Annotated in this window: 14 protein-coding genes; 12 read left to right on the top strand and 2 right to left on the bottom strand. The window is 39.7% G+C overall.

What is annotated here, in order from left to right:
- Positions 1-120 precede the first annotated feature (120 nt).
- Positions 121-246: a protein YhfH gene (gene yhfH, locus ACQKN3_RS16615; protein ID WP_251690365.1), complete on the bottom strand. Its 126-nt coding sequence runs from the start codon at positions 244-246 to the stop codon at positions 121-123.
- A gap of 139 nt (positions 247-385) precedes the next feature.
- Between yhfH and ACQKN3_RS16620 the strand changes: the two genes are divergently transcribed.
- From ACQKN3_RS16620 to ACQKN3_RS16655, 8 genes are all read left to right on the top strand, one after another.
- Positions 386-1,378 (top strand): lipoate--protein ligase, encoded by a 993-nt coding sequence (locus ACQKN3_RS16620; protein ID WP_427713373.1) that lies wholly within the window; start codon positions 386-388, stop codon positions 1,376-1,378.
- Positions 1,379-1,534: 156 nt separating this feature from the next.
- The gene (locus tag ACQKN3_RS16625) at positions 1,535-2,239 is read left to right on the top strand and encodes a response regulator transcription factor (RefSeq protein ID WP_427713376.1); all 705 of its coding nucleotides are present in this window, start codon (positions 1,535-1,537) and stop codon (positions 2,237-2,239) included.
- A complete protein-coding gene (locus ACQKN3_RS16630; protein WP_251690359.1) occupies positions 2,239-3,222 on the top strand; it encodes a sensor histidine kinase in 984 nt (327 codons plus the stop codon). Before ACQKN3_RS16625 ends, ACQKN3_RS16630 begins: the two co-directional genes overlap by 1 nt.
- Positions 3,223-3,270: 48 nt before the next feature.
- The gene (locus tag ACQKN3_RS16635; protein ID WP_251690358.1) at positions 3,271-4,044 is read left to right on the top strand and encodes an ABC transporter ATP-binding protein; all 774 of its coding nucleotides are present in this window, start codon (positions 3,271-3,273) and stop codon (positions 4,042-4,044) included.
- Positions 4,016-5,950, top strand: coding sequence for an FtsX-like permease family protein (locus ACQKN3_RS16640; RefSeq protein ID WP_251690356.1), 1,935 nt, complete (start codon positions 4,016-4,018; stop codon positions 5,948-5,950). The genes ACQKN3_RS16635 and ACQKN3_RS16640 overlap by 29 nt, the downstream gene beginning before the upstream one ends.
- Before the next feature lie 138 nt (positions 5,951-6,088).
- Positions 6,089-7,639, top strand: coding sequence for a fatty acid--CoA ligase family protein (locus tag ACQKN3_RS16645; protein WP_427713381.1), 1,551 nt, complete (start codon positions 6,089-6,091; stop codon positions 7,637-7,639).
- Positions 7,640-8,288: 649 nt separating this feature from the next.
- Positions 8,289-10,262 (top strand): S9 family peptidase, encoded by a 1,974-nt coding sequence (locus ACQKN3_RS16650; protein WP_427713384.1) that lies wholly within the window; start codon positions 8,289-8,291, stop codon positions 10,260-10,262.
- A 79-nt stretch (positions 10,263-10,341) separates the two neighbouring features.
- The gene (locus ACQKN3_RS16655) at positions 10,342-11,463 is read left to right on the top strand and encodes a hypothetical protein (RefSeq protein WP_427713386.1); all 1,122 of its coding nucleotides are present in this window, start codon (positions 10,342-10,344) and stop codon (positions 11,461-11,463) included.
- Between the two features lie 103 nt (positions 11,464-11,566).
- Here the strand turns inward: ACQKN3_RS16655 and ACQKN3_RS16660 are convergent, their stop codons facing one another.
- On the bottom strand, positions 11,567-12,343 hold the full coding sequence (locus tag ACQKN3_RS16660) for an enoyl-CoA hydratase-related protein (RefSeq protein ID WP_251690350.1): 777 nt from the start codon (positions 12,341-12,343) through the stop codon (positions 11,567-11,569).
- A gap of 119 nt (positions 12,344-12,462) precedes the next feature.
- Between ACQKN3_RS16660 and ACQKN3_RS16665 the strand changes: the two genes are divergently transcribed.
- The 4 genes from ACQKN3_RS16665 (at position 12,463) to hprK (ending at position 16,147) form a co-directional block, all read left to right on the top strand.
- A complete protein-coding gene (locus ACQKN3_RS16665; protein ID WP_427713390.1) occupies positions 12,463-13,701 on the top strand; it encodes an EAL and HDOD domain-containing protein in 1,239 nt (412 codons plus the stop codon).
- A 117-nt stretch (positions 13,702-13,818) separates the two neighbouring features.
- Positions 13,819-14,673 carry a YitT family protein gene (locus ACQKN3_RS16670; protein WP_251690347.1) on the top strand — a complete coding sequence of 285 codons (855 nt, stop codon included), beginning with the start codon at positions 13,819-13,821 and terminating at the stop codon, positions 14,671-14,673.
- Positions 14,674-14,724: 51 nt separating this feature from the next.
- Complete coding sequence (gene cccB / locus ACQKN3_RS16675; RefSeq protein ID WP_014822762.1) at positions 14,725-15,036, top strand: cytochrome c551; 312 nt, start codon at positions 14,725-14,727, stop codon at positions 15,034-15,036.
- A gap of 172 nt (positions 15,037-15,208) precedes the next feature.
- Positions 15,209-16,147 (top strand): HPr(Ser) kinase/phosphatase, encoded by a 939-nt coding sequence (hprK, locus tag ACQKN3_RS16680; RefSeq protein ID WP_251690346.1) that lies wholly within the window; start codon positions 15,209-15,211, stop codon positions 16,145-16,147.
- Position 16,148 lies beyond the last annotated feature (1 nt).

Here is a 16,148-nt window from a genome sequence, read left to right on the forward strand (position 1 = left end):
TTTTATACAGAAAAAACCACGAGCATTGAGCAAGCCCGTGGTTCAAGTAAGCTATTATAGGTTCATCCTATTTCTAAGATGAAGGTTGTCAGTAATGCGAATTAAACAGTGTGTAAAGAATTAAAGAGAGTTACATTTATCACAATTGTTGCTGTAGCATTCGCTTTGTTCTTCGATTCTATCACCGCATTGAACGCAAATTTTATCAGGTAAATTCTTGAAAAATTCCACTACGTTTTCTAACATTGTGCATGCCTCCTTTAAGTTTCTGTTATATTACTTCTGTTTATATAATGTATTGTATTATAACAGATTTAATTCGTCAACACAAAATGCCTAAATTAAGTTAAAATATAAATGGACGATTTTTGAAGGAGTGAGCCTCTTGTATTTTATCGATAATAAAGGAATTACAGATCCGCGTATTAACCTGGCAATAGAAGAGTATATACTGAAAAACATGGATATCGAAAAGGATGATTTTTTACTGTTCTATATTAATCAGCCTTCGATTATCATCGGAAAAAATCAAAACACGATCGAAGAAATCAACACAGATTACGTTGAAGAAAACGGAATCATTGTAGTACGTCGTCTTTCCGGCGGTGGGGCAGTTTATCATGATTTAAACAATCTGAACTTCAGCTTCCTGACAAAGGATGACGGCAACAGCTTCAGCAACTATAAAAAATTTACACAGCCTGTTGTTGATGCACTTGCAAAATTAGGGGTTAACTCTGAGCTTTCAGGCCGTAACGATATTTTGGCTGAAGGAAAAAAGGTTTCCGGCAATGCCCAATATTCGACACGTGGCCGCATGTTCAGCCATGGGACACTTATGTTCAATCTTGATATTGACGCTGTCGTGAACTCACTTAAAGTAAAACAGGACAAGATTGAATCAAAAGGAATCAAATCAGTGCGTTCGCGTGTTGCGAACATCATTGATTTCCTTCCAGAAAAAATTACGGTAGAAGAGTTCCGTATGGAGATTTTAAAATCGATTTTCGGTGGCGAGGAAAATATTCAATACTACGAGCTTACCGAAGAAGATTGGGAAAAAATCTATGAAATTTCGAAAAACCGTTACCAGTTATGGGAGTGGAATTACGGGAAATCACCGCGCTTTAACATTCAAAAAACGAAGCGTTACCCTTCAGGAAGCTTGGATATTCGCTTAGAAGTGAATAAAGGTGTTATTGAAGAGGCGAAAATTTTCGGAGATTTCTTTGGTGTCGGTGATGTAGATGAGGTCGCCGAATTATTGGTCGGGACGAAATATGACCGTGCCGCAATTGCAGAAAAGCTGAAAGATATTGAAATCCCGGTATACTTTGGCGGGATTACGGAAGAGGATTTCCTTCATTTAATTTACTAGCAGCTTCTGTCAGTCATCATGAACGTAATAGTGAGTGTAGAAAAGGAGGCTCCTGTTTTCGGGAGCCCCCTTTTTTTGATACAATGGAACAATATGAACAATTAACTTATGTAGGGATATTTTAGTTGGAAACCTATTGAAAAGGAGGTCATTCAGATGGAAAAACATCGAATTTTCATCGTTGAGGATGATCCTAAAATAGCTGCACTACTCGCAGACACATTAAGAAAATACCAGTATGAAGTCGAAACAATTACAGACTTTGATTCATTAATGGAACAATGCTTAGCATTTTCTCCTCATATAATTTTACTCGATATTAATTTACCTTCCTATGATGGATACTATTGGTGCCGGGAGCTGAGACAATTTACGAAATGTCCGATTTTATTTATCTCTGCTCGCTCGGGGGAAATGGATCAAATATTTGCATTGGAAAACGGCGGAGATGATTTTATAACGAAGCCGTTTAACTATGAAATCGTACTTGCTAAAATTCGCAGCCATTTACGTCGTACATATGGAGAATATTCTGCAAGACAGGAAGAGCGGAAAATTGTACAAGGACAGCTTACATTGTATTTGGAACGGATGGAACTTCAATTGAAGGATCTTGTCGTTCCGCTTCAAAAGAAGGAATGTGTAATTTTAGGATTATTAATGGGACAGGCGCCAAAAGTGGTGTCACGCGAACAGCTGCTGGAGGAATTGTGGGATGATCAGGCATTTGTTGATGAAAACACATTAAATGTAAATATGACGCGTGTTCGAAAGAAGCTGGCCGATTATGGCATTTCATCTGTTATTGAAACAGTGCGCGGAGCAGGGTACCGCTTCTTATTAAGCTCGGAGGAAATGTAATGGCGATTAAATTATTTGTGAAGGAGCATCTTTCCTACCTGATTTTTCAAATCGCCCTTACATTATTTTTACTTACATTATTTTGGCTTGATGGCTTTCGTAGTGTCACTACGGCCATTTATGCGATTGCAATCAGCCTTCTTTTAATCGTCTCATTTTTAGTCGTGCGCTATATGTTGAGGCGCCGTTATTTGGCGAAGATTTCCACGCTGCCGCAAACGATGGAGGACGCGCTTCAAAAGAATGCGAAAACAACGGAATACATGGAGACAGAGCGTTATTTGCATGAGCTGTACAAATTGTATCAGCATGAAGTACAGGCGCTTTATGCGACACAGTCCAGACAATATAAATTTATGAACCAGTGGGTACACCAGATGAAAACCCCTGTCTCTGTTTTGGAGCTTTTGCTGCAGCAGGAAGAAGAGCTGGATAAAAAAAGTGTGCAGGAAGAGGTCGAACGTTTGAAGCGCGGTCTTGAAATGGTTTTAGTGAATGCACGTCTGGAAAACTTTTCGGATGATATGCAAATCGGAAAAGTGCAGCTTAAATCGGCAATCATGGCAAATGTTAATGACAATAAACGTCTGTTTATCGCCAACCGAGTATTTCCGGAAGTGAACATCGATGAAGATTTAATCGTAATGAGCGATATAAAATGGCTGAACTTCCTTATTGGACAGTTCATTACAAACGCGGTGAAATATACATTTGAGCCGAATAAAAAGTTGTATATTACGGCAGTGCAAAAAGAACAGCATGTCCACTTGCTCATCCGTGATGAAGGGGTCGGCATTCCTAAATCTGATTTACCCCGTGTAATGAAGGCATTCTTTACCGGTGAAAACGGCCGGAAAACTGGAGAATCTACCGGCATGGGACTCTATATCGCAAAGGAGATTTGTGATAAGCTCGGACACCAGCTTTTGATTACATCGGAAGTTGGTAAAGGTACACAAATTGAAGTAATTTTTCAGTCATGAGGGATTATTATTGATTGAAAGAAACAGACTTGGTTAAAAGGAGTTACTATGTCTATTTTACAAATACAAGATGCTACGAAAGTATATGAAGGAAAAGTGACGAAGCGAGCACTCAACCAGCTTAGTTTTGAAGTAGAAAAGGGTGAGTTTGTCGCAATTATGGGCCCATCCGGCAGTGGGAAAACGACGTTGTTAAATATGGTATCCATGATCGATACGCTGACATCCGGCGAGATTGTTTTTAATGGGATGAAACCGCAAAAGCTTAATAGTGAGGAACTTGCCTATTTCAGACGCCGCCAGCTAGGTTTCGTCTTTCAGGATTTTAATCTGCTGCCGACATTGACGGTGGAGGAAAATATCATTTTACCGCTGACAATTGATGAACAGCCGATATCTGTCATGGAGGAACGGCTGCAATATTTAAGTGAGCTGCTTGATTTAACGTCAATTTTAATGAAGCGTCCGAATGAAATATCAGGAGGACAAGCCCAAAGAACAGCAATCGCACGTGCATTGATCCATCATCCGATGCTCGTTTTAGCCGATGAGCCTACAGGAAATCTGGATTCGAATGCATCGCGAGAAGTGCTTGAGCTCTTAGCAAGAATGAATAAAGAAAACGATACGACGATTTTAATGGTGACACATGATCCGATTGCGGCGAGTTATTGCGATCGTGTAATTTTTATTAAAGACGGCGAGTTTTTCAATGAAATATATACAGACGATCGTCGCCAAACATTTTTCCAGCGTATTTTAAATGTATTAAGTTTATTAGGGGGACATGTAGGTGACTTTTCTTCAATTCGCTTACCGTAACGTTTTCCGGAATTTTCGTAACTATGCCGCCTTCTTTATGGCCAGTTTTTTCAGTGTTTTTGTGTTCTTTATTTATTCGATGCTCATGTTTCATCCGGAAATCGAACGTGGTTTTTTAGGGGAAGTATCGATAGCCGGAATGGTTTTTGCTGAAATCGTTCTTGTGCTGTTTTCATGGTTTTTTATTTTTTACTCGATGCGTGCCTTTTTAGAAGCGCGGTCTAAAGAGTTTGCGATTTTGCTTCATCTTGGCATGGACCGGAATCAGTTAGGAAAACTGGTGATCATCGAAACAATGACAATCGGGATTTTTTCCTGTATTTCCGGTATTGTTTTCGGGTTCGCGTTTTCGAAGTTTTTCTTTATGATTGTCCGTGAAATTTTAAATTTAAATGCGTTGCCGCTCTATTTGTCATGGGAGCCGTTTGTACTGACTTTATTTGTTTATTTAAGCGCATTTGTTGTCATCTCGACGTTGAGCATTCTGTTTACGCCGGACATTAAAATACGGAACTTCATAAGAGGACCAAAGTTTGTGGATGCTGCAGCGACCTATTCAAAGCGAAATGCCATTTTAGGAATCATCCTCATTTTATGTGGATACGGTCTTGCACTTATTACAACGAAGTCATCTATTTTTTCGTATACGTTACTGATCCCTGTTTTTGTGACATTGGGGACGTACTATTTCTTTTCAGATACGACACTTTATATTATTGACCGGTTGAAGGGGCATAAGCAGTTTTACTGGAAACGGGCACGTATGCTGGCGATCGCTGAACAGGTGCAGATTTTACGTTTTAATTCACGCATGTTTTTCATTGTGACACTCGTCTCGACACTTGCCTTTTTAACGGTCGGTGTTTTATCGGCGATGTCTTCCTATACATCACAGTATGACAAAATCAACCCAATCGGTCTTATGTATAAAGGGGAAATGGATAACCCTTATGAAATTGAACATATTTTATCCATAATCGATGAGCTTGAGTATAATGACATCAGTTATCATATGACGCGCTTTACTGTTATGCGTCAAACATCATCGTATACATCGAATCCGGTGGAAGTTTTCCGGGAAACGGATATTAACCATCTGCTGTTTTCATATAAATATCCTCTAGTGGATTTAAAAAGCGGGGAAGCAATGTTCATCCCATATTCGGAAGATTCGATTGAAAAGCTGGAGAAGACGGAAGTAAAGACGGTGCTGAAGGAAAATAATGTGGACCTGACGATTAACAGTGTGTACCCGAAAATGTTTTTCCCGACGGCTATAATTAGCAGTAACTCCATCATTATTAGTGATGAAGACTTTGAAAAACTGACAAATGAGTTTGAAATGGCACCATATGTCGAGCCTGGCTATCACTTATTTACGTTTGATATTCCTAACTGGACCGAAACGGAAAATGTCGGAATTGATATTCAGCAGATGGTCGCCCGCGATTATCTGATTAACAGTGAATATACGTTGCCGTTTTACTTTGAGAATGCAGGATTAAATTATTCTTATATATTAGCTACGTATTCTTTATTAACACTCATCGGTATATTAGTAGTAGCTGTGTTTCTACTTGCGTCGGGAAGTTTTGTTTATTTTAAAATATATGCAAACTTGGACCGAGAGAAGAAGCAGTTCGATATGCTCATTAAAGTAGGGTTAAGCGGTAAAGAACTGAAGCGCCTTATTACGAGAAATTTAATGATTCAATTTTTCCTGCCATGGGGATTAGCCTTTGTACATAGTGCATTTGCGTTCTACGTTGTGCAAGCTGTACTGAACGATGTCATGAATTTATCAATCGTAAAAGAAGTTGTATTTTCGTTTACAATGTTTGCCCTAATCCAAATTGTCTACTTTTTCCTAATCCGCTGGCGTTATATTTCACATGTGCGCGTGTGAGTTCGAAATAGAGAAAAAATGATTTTAGTACAATATTTGTGAATAAACGAGATTTTCATATTGTTTTATTAATATACTTATTCTATAATGCTAATAGAGTGAATATTTTTTCATTTTACGCATAGGGGGATGGGTGTATTGAATTTAGTTGAAAAGGTAAGACAACAAGCTTTCGAACAACCAGAAAAAACAGCGTACTACTTTTTAGGTAAAGGCACATCTTACGGTGAATTGGAGCAATCGGTTGCACGGTTTGCAGCTGCTTTGGAAGATTTAGGTGTAAAAAAAGGCGACCATATCGCGTTTTTATTAGGCAATACACCGCATTTCATCATCAGTTTATACGCATCAATGCGTATTGGTGCTGTGGCAATTCCGATTAATCCAATCTATACAGCAGATGAAATTTCATACATTATCCAAAATGGTGATGTAAAGGTTGTCATCGCACTTGATTTATTATTACCGCTTGTGGAAGCAGGGGTGCATAGATTCCCACAAGTAGAACAATATATCATTTGCGAAACAACAGAAGACATCGGCGAAAAATATGCCGCGCTTTCAGATGGTGCAAAAGAAAAGACGAAGCTGTTTTCACAAGTATTAGCAACAACAGCACGTACAACGGATCCAGTAGAAGTAGCGCCGGATGATACGGCCATTATTCTATATACTTCCGGTACGACAGGTCATCCGAAAGGTGCCATGCTGACACATAACAATTTATTCTCAAATGCCAGAGATATTGGCGATTACTTAAAAATGACATCAGAAGACCGTATTGTAGCGACATTGCCGGTTTTCCACGTCTTTGCATTAACGGTAGTTGTCAATTCACCGTTAACACGCGGAGCAACGATCTTATTAGCGCCACGCTTTAGTCCGGGAGAAATTTTCGAGATGATTTCAACTTATAAAGCAACAGTATTTGCCGGCGTTCCGACGATGTACAATTTCCTTTATCAATATGACAAAGCGGATGTTGCCGCATTCTCGACAATTCGTTTAGCAATTTCAGGTGGTGCTTCATTACCTGTATCATTGCTGCATAACTTTGAGCAAAAGTTCAATGTACGAATTTCTGAAGGATATGGCTTATCTGAAGCTTCACCTGTTACTTGTTTCAACCCGACAGACCGTGAGCGTAAACCAGGCTCAATCGGACAGTCGATCAGCAATGTGGAAAATAAAGTGGTCGACGAAAATGGTGATGAAGTGGGCGTTGGGGAAGTAGGCGAGCTGATCGTGCGCGGACCGAATGTCATGAAAGGCTATTACAACATGCCGGAAGAAACAGCAGTTACGATTCGCGATGGCTGGTTATATACAGGTGACTTAGCAAGAAAAGACGAGGAAGGTTACTTCTATATCGTTGACCGTAAAAAGGATATGATAATTGTAGGCGGTTACAATGTTTATCCTCGTGAAGTAGAAGAAGTATTGTTCTCACATGAAGGCATTGTGGAAGCGGCAGTCGTTGGCTTCCCGGATCCGGATTTTGGTGAGGCGGTACATGCTTACGTTGTGTTAAAGGATCCGACTTTAACTATAGAAGCGATTCGCGAATTTTGTGCAGACCGTATTGTGAAATACAAAGTACCGACTGTTATTGAAATTTTGGACGAGCTGCCAAAAAACACAACAGGCAAAATTCTGCGCCGTTCTTTAAAAGAAATCGCAAGAACATAACATTCCAACACCTGCCATACTTTGTGGCGGGTGTTTTTTGAAAATTGGAAAATAAAAGGGTGCCGGTTGAGGGATTGTCCTCATAAAGCTTCTTATAATGTTCCGGTGGTTATTGGCGGGCTAAGCACAAAAGTCACCAAGCCATGTTGCACATGTCTTTGCGACTTTTCTCCATGCTTTTTAAGACGCCCGCCAATCATAAAGTACCGTTGTTTCAATCGTTGCTTATATAGGGAGGCGCTGTGCATTCGCAAGGCGCCTACTTTCTCATAAAGTATCTCCTTTTTTAGAAAGGAGAAATATTTTTTGTAACAAGGGCTATCATTTTTTTATAAAGAAAGATTAACTTTGTGCGTAGAACCGGCGCCTACCACTGTAAGCGCCGACTAAAGGGCGTTACGGTTTAGAGCCGGACAATATTGATTTGGCGGGAGTCCCAAGTCGCAATAATAGCAGCAGTAAAGGTTCGACGTTTACGGCGTGCCTTTACTGCTGCTATGCGGCTCCCGCCAAAGAAAACCGGAACTAAATAAGAAGCTCTTTGAGAAGAGGATTTAAACTTATATCTTATATATTTATATTTTGAAATTTCAAATAAAAGATGGTACATTATTATTACGGGAATCGAAATAAATGAAGAGGTGTTTTAATGACGAAGTATATTACAAAAGAAAGCTTATTCGAAATTCAATCCATTACAAATCCGGTACTTGCGCCAAATGAGCAAGAGGCGGTATTTATTCGTACAGAGATCAATAAAGAAGAAAATAATTACAATGCCCATTTGTTCCATATCGACTTGGAATCTGGGGAAACAACGCAATGGACTTACGGCAATGAACGTGTGACGAGTCCCGAGTGGTCACCAGATGGCAAACAAGTCGCATTTTTAGTGAAACGCAATGAAAAACAGCAACTATACATATTAAACCGCCGTGGCGGGGAAGCACAGGAAATGACGACACTACCAAACGGCGTCAATTCATTTTTATGGAGTCCATGTGGTGAAAAGGTTTGGATTACGAGCACTATTAAAAAAGGGCTGGATATTACGAAAGAGGAAGAAAAGGAAGACACGAAATTCCCGAAAGCCTTTGTCGTGGATAAAATGAAATACAAAGCAGACAGTGTAGGTTTATTAAAACAGAACCGCTATACACAAATTGCTGCTGTTGATTTAGCGACGAAAGAAGTAAGTACATTTACAGAAGGCGATTTTTCACATAGCTTACAAGGCATTTCACATGACGGGAAAACATTGGTAATCGGTGTGAACCGTGAAGAAAATACGGATAATGTATTCCGTACACCGCTATACCTTGTTGATGTAGATACGAAAGCAGAAACAGTTCTAATAGATGAAGATGGCTACTTTGGCGGTGCTGAGTTTTCATTTGATGACCGCTACATTGCATTTGGCGGTTCGGATCATTCATTCAGAAATGCTACACATGGCCATGTTTATATTTATGATACAGAAACGAAAACAACACAAAAGCTGACGGAAATGCTGGACTTGCCGGTTGGCGACTATGCGGTTGCGGATATTCAGCAAGATGTATCAGCTCCATCTGTAGTATGGACGGAAAACAATGATTTGTATTTCCAAGTATCTTCTGAAGGGGATATCCGCTTATATTATGCAACATTGGAGGGCGCACTTTACCCTGCGTCACCGGAAAATGAGCATGTATACGGCTATGCAATCTTTAAAAACGGCAACCGTGCATTATTGACGGTATCCAATGGGACATTCCCTGGGGAGCTGTTTGACATTGATATTACAACAGGTGAGCGCAAGCAGTTAACAACATTTAACGAAAAGTTTTTAAATGAGACTACGCTGTCAGAACCGGAAGCGATTTCGTATACATCAAAAGATGGTTTGACTGTACATGGCTGGATTATGAAGCCTGCACAGTATACAGAAGGAGAAAAATATCCATTAATTGTTGAAGTACACGGCGGACCGCATACTTTATATGCGAATACGTTTTTCCATGAGATGCAGCTATTGGCGGCGAAAGGGTATGGTGTGCTTTATGTGAACCCACGAGGCAGTCATGGCTACAGCCAGGAATTTGTTGATGGTGTACGCGGTAATTATGGTGATGGGGACTATGAAGATATTATGGCTGGTGTTGATTATGCACTGGAAAACTATGCATGGATCGATGAGTCACGTTTAGGGATTACTGGTGGAAGCTATGGCGGCTTTATGACGAACTGGGTTGTTGGTCATACGAATCGCTTTAAAGCAGCTGTTACCCAACGTTCAATTTCAAACTGGATCAGCTTCTACGGCGTATCGGATATCGGTTATTATTTCTCGGAATGGCAAATGCTCGCAGATATGAATGATGTGGAAAAACTGTGGTACCATTCACCATTAAAATATGCGGCTAATGTGGAAACACCACTCCTTATTTTGCACAGTGAACGTGATTTCCGCTGCCCGATTGAGCAGGCAGAGCAACTTTATATTACACTTAAGAAAATGGGCAAAGAAGTCGGTTTCGTCCGTTTCCCTGAATGTGACCATAACTTATCACGTACAGGTATCCCGAACTTGCGATTAGAACGACTTGAGCAAATTACAGGCTGGTTTGAGAAGTATTTATAATAGAAGTTAAGATGAGTAGCCAACTATCTATTTTTTAGATAGTTGGCTATTTTACAAATAGTAAGAGAGGGGGAATATTTTGCGCTTATCAAAAGCCACCAAAATTACAGGATTTATTTTATTTATCATCATTTTAGGGTGTATTTTTTTAGTTTTGAACCCACATTTACCTTCTAAATTAATCTTTTCATATAGAGAAGATTATACGGAACTAAAATTGGAAGATGTCGATGTGCTTCTTAATAAAAATGTAGCGGTTGATGTAAATGAAGTAGAAGATAGTCTCAATAAAGTGACGGATCGTGCATCATTACTGTTTGATGTCATCAATCCGGAGAAGGTCGACCTATTTGTATCGCTGCCTGAAAACCGAATTTATAATTTATATTTAGGGGAAAATAATTTAGGTATATACAATCCAACTGTAAAAGCCATTGCAGTTGATGGACAATTTACAGGCGATTTAGTACCGACAATTGCGCATGAATATAGTCATCACTTATTTTGGGAATATATAAATGCATTAGGTATTGAGGCGACAGAAATACCGAAATGGCTGGATGAAGGGGTAGCGTTAACGTTTGAATATGAATTAATGGATCATGTGCTGGTGAAATACGGACCGATGTTTACTGTACTGCCATTCCCGCAACTAGAGACAGAGCAAGGGGTAAATAGTAATACGATTTATATTCAAGGCTTTTACGGCACTATGTATTTAATAGAGAAATACGGAAAACATATTTTAAAAGACTTGATGGAACAAACGGCAAAGACTTCATTCCAGGAGGCGTGGACGCGCCTAATTGACGAGCCGTATGATACATTTCATCACAACTTTGAAATTAACCGAAGTTACATACGTGAAGCGACAAATTTACAAGGCAATCATGAAGGATTTATTCAGTATGCTGAAGCATTAAATGAGGAGCACGGTAAACTTAATGTGTATACACCTTTTGTTTCATTGGCACTCATTGATGCTTATATAGCAACAGATCAATTAGATAAAGCGAAGGATGTATTTGAAATGTATGAGCCATTCATTAATAATCCGGCTGAATTTGTAGATTTGGCAAAGTATTTTAACGTTGACACATCATACAGTGAAAGCCTGCTGGAAAAGGGTTTAATTTATGCAACAAAATACGGCTACGATCTGGATGAGTATGAGCGGTATCAAAATGCAGAAGAATACTAATCAAATATTTGAACACATATTAGAAGGGCAAGATTGTTGATTAATCTACGTTCTTGCCCTTTCGGCAGTTTATTGTTGGGCGGTAGTCTATTTCTTTAGTTAATTATCTTCCTTTAAACTGTGGGGTTCTTTTCTCGGCAAAGGCATTCAGTGCTTCAATGCGGTCTTCAGTAGGGATTGTCAGTTCGTATGCTTTTCGTTCGATTTGAAGACCCGTTTGAATATCTGTTTTCATCCCTTGTTTTACAGCAAATTTAGCTTGCTGTATCGCAATTGGCGCATTGCGTAAAATAAGTGCGGCAAAGTCGGCTGTCACTTCATGTAAACTTTCGACCGGTGCCACTTTCGTAACGACACCATAGTCAAGTGCTTCATGTGCAGTCATCCGTTTTGCAGTCAAAATGAGCTCCAATGCTTTCGCTTCACCGATTAAGCGCGGCAATCGCTGTGTTCCGCCAGCTCCCGGAATAATGCCTAAGCCTGTTTCCGTTAAGCCTAGTGAAACGGTTTCGGCAGCAATACGGAAATCGCAAGCAAGTGCAAGCTCAAGTCCGCCACCAAAGGCATATCCGTTTAATACACAAATCGTCGGTTGCGGTAATTGCTCAATGAGGGAAAATACTTCCCCGAACCGGTTTAAGTTGCGTTTCACAAGTGTATCCGGCAATGTTTTACGTTCTTTTAAGTCCGCACCAACCGAAAAGGCTTTATCACCAGATCCTGTAATGATGACAAGACGAATATCCGGGTGGATTTGAATGGATTCAATAACATTGCGTAATTGTTCCAACATTTCATAGTTAAAAGCGTTTAACATATCGGGGCGATCAAGTGTTACATATGCAATAAAGTCTTTTTGCTCGTATTTTACAGTGTTCACATTTACTGCCTCCTTGAATTTTGTTAATCTAGTTTTATAGTACATTGGAAAATTGCAAAATAACAGCAATTTTCATAATAAATAGAGAGAAAATAAACGAGTATTGGGGAATTTACAAAATGGAAGTATTTGTTGGGCGACAACCTATATTTAACAAACATGAAGAAATCGTAGCATATGAGTTGTTGTATCGAAATAATTACACCAACCAGTTTCCGAATATTGATGCAGATAAAGCAACCGTTGAGCTGATCATCAATTCATTTCTTTCGATTGGCATTAAAGAAATAGCGAATGGAAAGCCGTTATTCATTAATTTTACGGAAAACCTGATTATGCAGGAATCCTTGGATATTATTGAGGAGGAACAAATTGTCATTGAAATATTGGAAGATATTCCGATAACAATCGCGTTAATCGAACGGCTCAAACAATTAAAGAACGCGGGAAATAAAATTGCACTTGATGATTTTGTTATGAATAAAGAAGTGCTGATTTATGATGAGCTCTTTCGGTACATTGATTATATTAAAATCGATTTTTTACATACAGGTGAAAATGAGAGAGTGGCAATTGAAAATACTATTAAAATGAAATTTCCTCATATTAAACTATTGGCAGAAAAAGTAGAGACGCGTGAGCAGTATGAAATGGCCAAAGAATCCGGTTATTTTTTATTTCAGGGCTATTTCTTTGAAAAACCGCAAATACTGACGGCTACCGATATACCGGCAAACCTGTTTCAGTATTTCCAGATCATCTCGTTGTTGCGGGATGATGAAGCAAATATTGATGTATTGGCGAACAATATCGAACGGGAAATTTCATTATCCTACCGGTTGCTCAAATTAATCAATGGTTCGTCAAGACGTTCGAAAACGAAAGTTCGCTCGATTAAGCAGGCCATCTTATTACTAGGGTTAACGGAGTTGCGAAGATGGATATATTTACTGGCGATGCGTGAATCCGACGTGAATCGAAATAAAGACGTATTTCAGGAGTTAATGTATGCATCCTTGTTCAGAGCAAAAGCGTGTGAAAAAATTGCCCGCCTGAATTACAAAAAGAATTTCTCGGAGTATTTTTTAGTCGGTCTGTTTTCATTGATTGATTCTTTACTGAAACGGCCGATGAGTGCAATCGTTACGCAGTTGCCGCTATCGGAAACGATTTTGGAAACAATCTCAGGTGAACATACGGAGATGACGCCGTATTTACAGTTTGCTACCGCTTTAAGTAAATTGGACTGGGAAGGCATTATTCCTTTATCCCGGCAATTAAACATACCTGTCGACGGGCTTTTACCGATGTATGAAGAAGTGACAGTATGGGTTGACGAGGCATTAATAATCCAATAAAAAGCAGAAGAGAATGCGTCCTTTTATGGGGCGCTTTTCCTTTAGTTAGATGAAGTTCTCATTTAATGTAGGATTTGTTATAATTCAATGGAATTTACAAAAGAAGCGAGGATTTGTATGACATATAGCTCACAGAGTTCAGTGAAAAGCAGTGTAATGGAATATGTATTTGTCATTGTCGGCGCAGCAGTCATTGCGTTCGGCTTTAATGTGTTTTTATTTCCAAACCAGGTCGCATCCGGCGGAGTAAGCGGGATCAGTACAATCCTGCATGGTATGTTCGGGTGGAATGCCGGGATTGTTCAGTATGCATTCAATATTCCTTTATTTATCGCAGGCGTGCTTGTACTAGGAAAAAAATTCGGGATTAAATCCTTTATTGGTACGATTGCTCTTCCTTTCTTCGTTATATTAACTGAGAGCTGGGATCCTTGGACACTGAACCCGTTATTAGGGGCTATCTTTGGCGGGATTGTAGTCGGTTTAGGGATAGGACTTGTTTTTAAAGGGAATGCTTCAACTGGCGGTACGGATTTACTTGCTCAAATTATTACAAAATATACAGGTTTAACATTAGGGACAAGTGTACTGTTCATCGATGGCCTGATCGCGGTTAGTGCGGCAATTGTATTTGACCTGGAAAAAGGACTGTATGCGTTAATTGGTCTATATGTCACGACAAAAACGATTGATATTGTACAGCTTGGTTTTAGCCAATCAAAAATGGTTTACATTATTACACAAAAAGAAACGGATGTGCGCGATGCGATTTATAAAGAGATCAATCGCGGGATTACTAGGCTTCCGGCATTTGGCGGGTATACAGGTGAGGAGCGCCCGGTATTAATGGTCGTTGTTTATCAAACAGAGTTCACAAGGTTGAAACAAGTATTGAAAACCGTTGATCCTCAAGCATTTGTCATCGTTTCGGACGCCTATGAAGTGCTAGGCGAAGGTTTCAAAAAAGTATAAGTTTGTTATAATCAGTAGTGGAATAAAAGTTCATTTTTGGAGGGGTTCAGAATGAAAAAGAGTTTACTTACATTAGTTTTCGGTTCAGCAATTTTTCTTGCTGCATGCGGTGGAGATGATTCGGCTTCAAACGGCGAAACAGCTGAAATCGACGGGAAAAGTGTTGTTCAGCAATCATGCGCAACATGCCATGGCGGTCAATTACAAGGCGGCAATGCGCCAGCGTTGAATCAATTAGGGGCTAAATATTCGGAAGAAGAGATTTTGGATATTATTTTAAATGGTAAAGACCGTATGCCTGGTGGAATTGTTAAAGGCGAAAAGGCGGAAGCAGCTGCAGAATATTTATCCACATTAAAGTAATTTATACATAAAAAAGATGGAGCTTTATTTGCTTCATCTTTTTTTACCTTTTCAGCGAATGACCAATTAATGTGATTGATAATTTAAAAAACTAAGCGCGTTATATATTGGAAATGTTATAGACATGATAAAATACAGTGGAGATGCTAGAAGATAGGAGCGTACCAAATTTATGATTCAAGTAATTGCGAAAGATGTTATGGAAAAGTTTAATTTGGAGCTAGTCAGTGGGGAAGCCGGAGTTGGACGATACATAACGACGAGTGATATATCCCGCCCAGGTTTGGAAATGGCCGGCTATTTTACACATTATCCAGCTGACCGTGTTCAGCTGTTAGGTAAAACAGAGCTCTCATTTTTTGAAATGTTGCCTGAAAAGGAAAAAAGAAGCCGGATGAAGCAGCTTTGTTCGGATGAAACACCGGCGATTATTATTTCGCGCGGTTTGGACGTGCCTCAGGAACTGATCGATGCATCGAATGAAAATCATGTCCCGGTGCTCGTTACGAAGCTGACGACTACTAGATTTTCGAGCCGACTGACGAACTTTTTGGAGAGTAAGCTTGCTCCGACAACTGCCATTCATGGGGTGCTCGTTGATGTATATGGCATTGGGGTTCTTATTGTTGGGAAAAGTGGTGTCGGTAAAAGTGAGACGGCACTTGAGCTTGTAAAAAAAGGGCATCGGTTGGTTGCAGATGACAGTGTGGAAATTCGTCAGGAAGGCGAAAACATGCTAGTTGGATTCCCGCCACCATTATTGGAACATCTGCTGGAGATTCGCGGTATTGGAATCATCGATATTATGACACTGTTCGGTGCAAGTGCAGTGCGTCCCTACAAGCGTATTACATTAATAATAGAGCTTGAAACATGGGATCCGGATAAGTTTTATGATCGTCTAGGGCTGGATGAGGAGAAGATGAAAATTATTGATTCAGAGGTAACGAAGCTGACAATTCCAGTACAGCCAGGACGAAATGTATCCGTAATTATTGAAGTAGCTGCGATGAACTACCGTCTGAAGAAAATGGGCGTCAATGCAGCGGAAGAATTTTCACGTCGTCTGGACGATATGCTTGTTTCGAATGATGAAATAGACGATTATTAAT

Origin of the sequence: Solibacillus sp. NPDC093137 (assembly GCF_050280445.1) — a bacterium.
Classification (GTDB): Bacteria; Bacillota; Bacilli; order Bacillales_A; family Planococcaceae; genus Solibacillus; species Solibacillus isronensis_B.

Coding starts and splice junctions, on each gene's coding strand:
- yhfH (WP_251690365.1), bottom strand. CDS start 246: ATGTTAGAAAACGTAGTGGAATTTTTCAAGAATTTACCTGATAAAATT.
- ACQKN3_RS16625 (WP_427713376.1), top strand. CDS start 1,535: ATGGAAAAACATCGAATTTTCATCGTTGAGGATGATCCTAAAATAGCT.
- ACQKN3_RS16630 (WP_251690359.1), top strand. CDS start 2,239: ATGGCGATTAAATTATTTGTGAAGGAGCATCTTTCCTACCTGATTTTT.
- ACQKN3_RS16635 (WP_251690358.1), top strand. CDS start 3,271: ATGTCTATTTTACAAATACAAGATGCTACGAAAGTATATGAAGGAAAA.
- ACQKN3_RS16650 (WP_427713384.1), top strand. CDS start 8,289: ATGACGAAGTATATTACAAAAGAAAGCTTATTCGAAATTCAATCCATT.
- ACQKN3_RS16665 (WP_427713390.1), top strand. CDS start 12,463: ATGGAAGTATTTGTTGGGCGACAACCTATATTTAACAAACATGAAGAA.
- ACQKN3_RS16670 (WP_251690347.1), top strand. CDS start 13,819: ATGACATATAGCTCACAGAGTTCAGTGAAAAGCAGTGTAATGGAATAT.
- cccB (WP_014822762.1), top strand. CDS start 14,725: ATGAAAAAGAGTTTACTTACATTAGTTTTCGGTTCAGCAATTTTTCTT.
- hprK (WP_251690346.1), top strand. CDS start 15,209: ATGATTCAAGTAATTGCGAAAGATGTTATGGAAAAGTTTAATTTGGAG.